The organism is Paenibacillus sp. 3LSP, assembly GCF_032465655.1.
Lineage (GTDB): Bacteria > Bacillota > Bacilli > Paenibacillales > Paenibacillaceae > Fontibacillus > Fontibacillus barengoltzii.
This window is the reverse complement of the sequence record NZ_JAWDJI010000019.1, coordinates 1-4509: the sequence shown is the minus strand read 5'-3', so window position 1 is coordinate 4509 and position 4509 is coordinate 1. Positions and strand designations below refer to the sequence as shown.

The window sequence follows — 4509 nt, the reverse complement described above, 5'->3', positions numbered from 1 at the left end:
CAAATAAGTAGATTGCCCCTCATTATCTTGTTCACTTGCAAAAGGAGTATCACTTATTTCTGAACTAATAAATTTAAAACTTTCATTGCTAGATTCTAAGGATGGGAGCTCATCTAAATAATTAGAAATGAGCCACAAAGTATGATTTGCTTTTTCTTGATCTTTTGTATTAAATCCCACTTCAAAAAGCATTTCTCTTTCTTTTGTACCATCAAAATATTCTTCTATTGTTCTACTTCCTGGGAGAGAATAGATACAAAGGGTGTCTTCTCCATCTAGAAATCCAATTACACAAGGCATTGGCATTCCTTCTACTGAATCAATCGAATCAGCTAATCTTTCTAAGAGATCCATTAAAGTTTCCCTCCTTCAACGAAAGCTTTTCGCCATGCATTGATATGCTTAGATTTTGCACGCAAATCCCATCTACTTCCTGTACCAGGAGTTGTGTAATTTTTAATTCGCACAATTTTCCCTGACTTCGTCACTATCAAGCCTCTGAATTGAGCTTTGGCATAAGGAACTGTATAAACGATATGGTTCTCCCGTGCATAAGAATCACTGCGAAGGTGGCCTTGACGTTTTGGAGCATACAAGTTCATATCCATGTGCATCTGATTAGTCATAAAAAAAGTAGCCTTTTGTATGTTCATAACAGACAGTTTTCTATTTATACCGTTTTTTTCTACTTTGATATGCATCATTATAAAACCTCCAATTCATACGAATTAACTTCGTTGCTGAAAGGATTTCGATTATCTACTATAGTCACCAAAGTATAGGCTGTACCTTCAAATATGATTTCTGATCCTACATGTTCCTTTGTAATTTCAGGAAATGGTGCGGATACTCCAGCAAATAAAAAAGCGATAGCGTTAGCTACCACTTTTCTATTATTATTTGAACCACTATAAATTGTTTGAGGTTGAAAAATCATATTTTCAATTGTAATATCAGCATCAAATATCGGCTTTTGCCATTTGTCAGTTCCCTTTTTGCATTTGAAAATAATGGACTGCTTACAATATTCTTTTGGCATTTGTGGAATCATTTATAATCAACTCCCCGATATAGAAGTCCTGTATAAATTAATTCTGCATAGGCTTCTGATGAAACCATTGTTCTACCATATGTGGCTGAACCAACACTAGCACCTTCAATTCGCATTCTTCCAACGCTGACACTAGTTGGTGTACCACTAAGCATTTCTTGTAAGGTTGTTTTCCCACCATTTAAAAACAGATATTCCACTTGGATGGCCATTGCTAATTTAAATTTTTGTACTCTATATTCATTTGAATCTTGAATTAAGTCATTTTTTAAGTAGAAATCAGCAGTCAAACGATTAATCTGACGTTCAGCATATGGTTCTAATTCATCGAAAGTTTTTTGATCAGGAATTTTACTAAAACCTAGCTTTTCATACTCTTCGTACGTTAAATAACTCATAGTTTTAGCCTTTAGCTTCATTCAACAAATCAACAAGTCTAGCAGTCGATGTGTTAGGCGCAAACTCAACGCCTAAGTCAGCTAATTCTTTTTTCAAAGTTTCCCGATCTGGTTCTTCTTTGTTTTCTAATTGCTGAAGTTGTTGTTTCAGTTCCTGAACTTCTTTTTTCAACGCCTTATTTTTATCAAGCAGTGCGTTGTATTGAACCACTGTGTAAGTTTTTCCACCTGTTGCCGATTCTACAATAGTATATTTTTTACCTGATGCATCAAGTTCTACAATATCGTAGCCCTGGGCTTTATAAAATTCTTTGTCCGTATCAGTAAGAACTTCAACGACTCTATTTGCTTTTTTAGCTTTCATTAATTAGATCCTCCCTTGGTTAAAATAATCGGCTCACTCCAAGCTGATCCAAGTTTGTTTTCATTTAAAAACTCAGCTTTTTCTATTTCATTTGAGCCTTCTCCTAGTTCGTTAAAGGTTTGTACGTATAAATAAAATTTGTCCCCTTCAACTAAAGATGGAACATTTTCTGCAGCCAAAGTCCAACTATTAGTTTCACTATAACCCATCATTTTGGCTTTATGTGGATCTGATTCATTAGCGTTTGCGTAATGGATAACATATGATTTTGCCCCTTCCACAGGATCAAAGGAGACAGATACTGATCCATCTCCATTAAATTTACCTGTTGGATTTTGGGGCGCATTAGGGTGCAGATGGTGTTACGACAAATGATACTCCATCCGTTTTTGTTTCAAACAAAATGACATCGTCATATGATTGTTCATAATACAAGTAGTTACCTGCAGTTGAGGCAGATGGTTTATCTAGACCAACAAAGCTGTATTTTTCTGGTGCACACATACAAGGGATATGAATCAACATCATTTGGATTGTTTGTGCAGTTGGATCAGCAACAGCACCAGTAGTAAAATCGTATAGAGTTTTCATGTAAGCAGAAGGAACAGCTGGTTCAATCGTTACTTCATCTAAACGTTTTACTGCTCGATCAATCACGCCGTTATTATTTTGTACTGATAACGTACGTTGTAACCCTTGCGCATTTTTTAAAATAGTGCTGACAGTTGGAGTCACATATAAAGAACGTCCAACAGCTGGAACTGCGGCTTCATCCATATCGGTCATCATTTTATCAAATTGAGTCAAAATATTTTCAGTTGTCAATTCCAGTTCTACGATTCCTTTACCGCCATCTTTTGCTTTCTTCAAAGTGTATAGAGAAGAAAACATTTGTTTGTCTTTTTCAGGAATTTTTTCAAGATCATTATAAGCTTTGGTGATATTGACAATAGATGTTACATAATTCGTTTCATCAATATCTGAAGGGTCTACCAATGTGTCCCAGTAGCGTTCATTTGTTAATTCATAAGTTTCCCATTGATTTTCGTAGTTGGCACTAGCCCCTGTAATCGAACGTCGTGTTCGATCTTTCCGCCCATTTTTAATTAATAGTTTAGGAAGCTTAACAGTTTTTGCCCCTGCCCATTTGATCAGGTTATTTGATGGAGAATTCCACAATTTTTGAGAATATAAAATACCGTTCTCTGAATAACGTTTTTGGAGTCCTTGTTGGTAAGATTCTGCATAGTTTAAAGTTGCATTATCAGCAAACATTTGCAGATTCATTGATAAAATATTTTTATGCATTTTAATTTCCTTCTTTCTTTTATTTAACTAGGTCGCTTGTCATTGCAGCAATCATTTGCGCTGTTTCATCATTAGGAGGGACAGCATTTGACGGATTGCCTTGAAACGTTGCTTTTTTCTGTTCGGGATTTTGTGGCGGTGTTGTTTCTCCTTCAAAGAGATATCCGTCACTTTCCTTCAATGTATTTAATTGTTCGTCTAACCCTTTGATTCCTTCATCTGTTAATTCCAGCTTTTCACTATCAAGTAAAGCTTTGGCAGCCTTGATATTACGAGCCCCTGCTTGAGTAAGAGCTAGTTCGATTGCGGATGTTTTTTTGATTTCGGCAATCTTACTTTCTGAATCAGCTTTTGCTTGATCGTATTTTTCTTGAAGATCTGATAATTGAGTGGTTAGTTCTTCATTTCCTTCTGCTGCTTTTTTCAGGCTATCTAATTCTGTTTGATTGGCATCTAACTGCTCTTTGTATTGATTTACTTGTTGCTCTGCAGCTGCAACATTACTATTCAATTCATTAACAGTGGCTCCATGTAGCGCCATGACTGAGCCAATTTGTTCCTCAGATAAGCCTAGTTCTTTTAATTGTTCTCTTTTCATTTGGTCCTCCTTCGAATATTTAACGTGGCAACGACCACGAGAGTATAAAAAATAAACCTTTTAACGCCATGTTCAGGGCGAAAAATTAAGATTGAATCTCTTCTCTGCTATAATCCCGCATAAGGAAATCATGTTCTTTCACTAATTCTCTAATCTTCCCTTGTTTAAAACGGATCATGTCTTTGCATCTTTTCTGCGTGACTTCATCACCTAAAGATTCTGCAGCAGACAAACGCTTCTTTTGATAACGAATGTCACGCTCTAATCTTCTTTGTTTCTGCTGGATCTCAGCATTTCTTTGTACTTCTTCTGGATCATATTGTGGCTGATTATTTGTATTAACATCTGGTCTACCAGGATAAAGAATATGTTTACAGTTTGTTCCTTGAGTTCCCCAAGGTTCACCATAACCATGATCATAAATAGACGGTAAATGCTGAAATTCTGGTGGTGCTTTGGACTTAGGAACTGTGAGAACCCATCCACCTTGAATATCGGCACAGGCTTTTCTAGCTGATAGATGGCTACTCATTAGAGCAGTTACACAATCAAAATCTTGCATTCTTTTCAGACGTAAATCGTTAAATGTTCGATGCGTTGTGCTTTCAATTACCGTTCTTGAGTATGTTTCAAGAGTCCATTCACGCCCTGCTTTGTCCTTGAATCCTGATTTAATTCCTTCATCCACCATTTTATAGACGTTATCTCTTACGGCTTGTTCATGCGTTTTGAGACCTGTTAAGGTTTCTAGGGTAGATTGTTTAAGAATTGCCTGATAAGCTCTCATAGC

At 36.3% G+C, this 4509-nt stretch carries 9 protein-coding genes; all 9 read right to left on the bottom strand.

Translation table 11 applies throughout. The annotated features are described in order from the left end of the window. The coding region (locus RW092_RS01155) for a phage tail terminator protein (RefSeq protein WP_316009289.1) at window positions 1–354 on the bottom strand (354 nt) is incomplete at its 3' end. Continuing rightward, window positions 354–701 (bottom strand): minor capsid protein, encoded by a 348-nt coding sequence (locus RW092_RS01150; protein WP_316009288.1) that lies wholly within the window; start codon window positions 699–701, stop codon window positions 354–356. The genes RW092_RS01150 and RW092_RS01155, both read right to left, overlap by 1 nt. 2 nt (window positions 702–703) lie before the next feature. Then, complete coding sequence (locus tag RW092_RS01145; protein WP_316002749.1) at window positions 704–1051, bottom strand: putative minor capsid protein; 348 nt, start codon at window positions 1049–1051, stop codon at window positions 704–706. Continuing rightward, entirely contained in the window at window positions 1048–1470 is a 423-nt protein-coding gene (locus tag RW092_RS01140) for a head-tail connector protein (RefSeq protein WP_316009287.1), read from the bottom strand. Before RW092_RS01140 ends, RW092_RS01145 begins: the two co-directional genes overlap by 4 nt. Continuing rightward, complete coding sequence (locus RW092_RS01135; protein ID WP_316002748.1) at window positions 1454–1813, bottom strand: hypothetical protein; 360 nt, start codon at window positions 1811–1813, stop codon at window positions 1454–1456. Before RW092_RS01135 ends, RW092_RS01140 begins: the two co-directional genes overlap by 17 nt. After that, complete coding sequence (locus tag RW092_RS01130) at window positions 1813–2094, bottom strand: hypothetical protein (protein WP_316009286.1); 282 nt, start codon at window positions 2092–2094, stop codon at window positions 1813–1815. The genes RW092_RS01135 and RW092_RS01130 overlap by 1 nt, the downstream gene beginning before the upstream one ends. A 64-nt stretch (window positions 2095–2158) precedes the next feature. Beyond that, window positions 2159–3121, bottom strand: a complete 963-nt coding sequence (locus RW092_RS01125) for a capsid protein (protein ID WP_086319412.1) — start codon at window positions 3119–3121, stop codon at window positions 2159–2161. A gap of 19 nt (window positions 3122–3140) precedes the next feature. Next, a complete protein-coding gene (locus RW092_RS01120) occupies window positions 3141–3719 on the bottom strand; it encodes a phage scaffolding protein (protein WP_316002747.1) in 579 nt (192 codons plus the stop codon). An 85-nt stretch (window positions 3720–3804) separates the two neighbouring features. Further along, window positions 3805–4509 (bottom strand): phage minor capsid protein (locus tag RW092_RS01115; RefSeq protein WP_316009285.1); only part of this gene is annotated, 705 nt, incomplete at its 5' end.

What these genes read in the sequence shown, in the direction of transcription:
- RW092_RS01125 (WP_086319412.1), bottom strand. Translation starts at nt 3,121, where the DNA reads ATGCATAAAAATATTTTATCAATGAATCTGCAAATGTTTGCTGATAAT.
- RW092_RS01135 (WP_316002748.1), bottom strand. Translation starts at nt 1,813, where the DNA reads ATGAAAGCTAAAAAAGCAAATAGAGTCGTTGAAGTTCTTACTGATACG.
- RW092_RS01140 (WP_316009287.1), bottom strand. Translation starts at nt 1,470, where the DNA reads ATGAAGCTAAAGGCTAAAACTATGAGTTATTTAACGTACGAAGAGTAT.
- RW092_RS01145 (WP_316002749.1), bottom strand. Translation starts at nt 1,051, where the DNA reads ATGATTCCACAAATGCCAAAAGAATATTGTAAGCAGTCCATTATTTTC.
- RW092_RS01150 (WP_316009288.1), bottom strand. Translation starts at nt 701, where the DNA reads ATGCATATCAAAGTAGAAAAAAACGGTATAAATAGAAAACTGTCTGTT.
- RW092_RS01120 (WP_316002747.1), bottom strand. Translation starts at nt 3,719, where the DNA reads ATGAAAAGAGAACAATTAAAAGAACTAGGCTTATCTGAGGAACAAATT.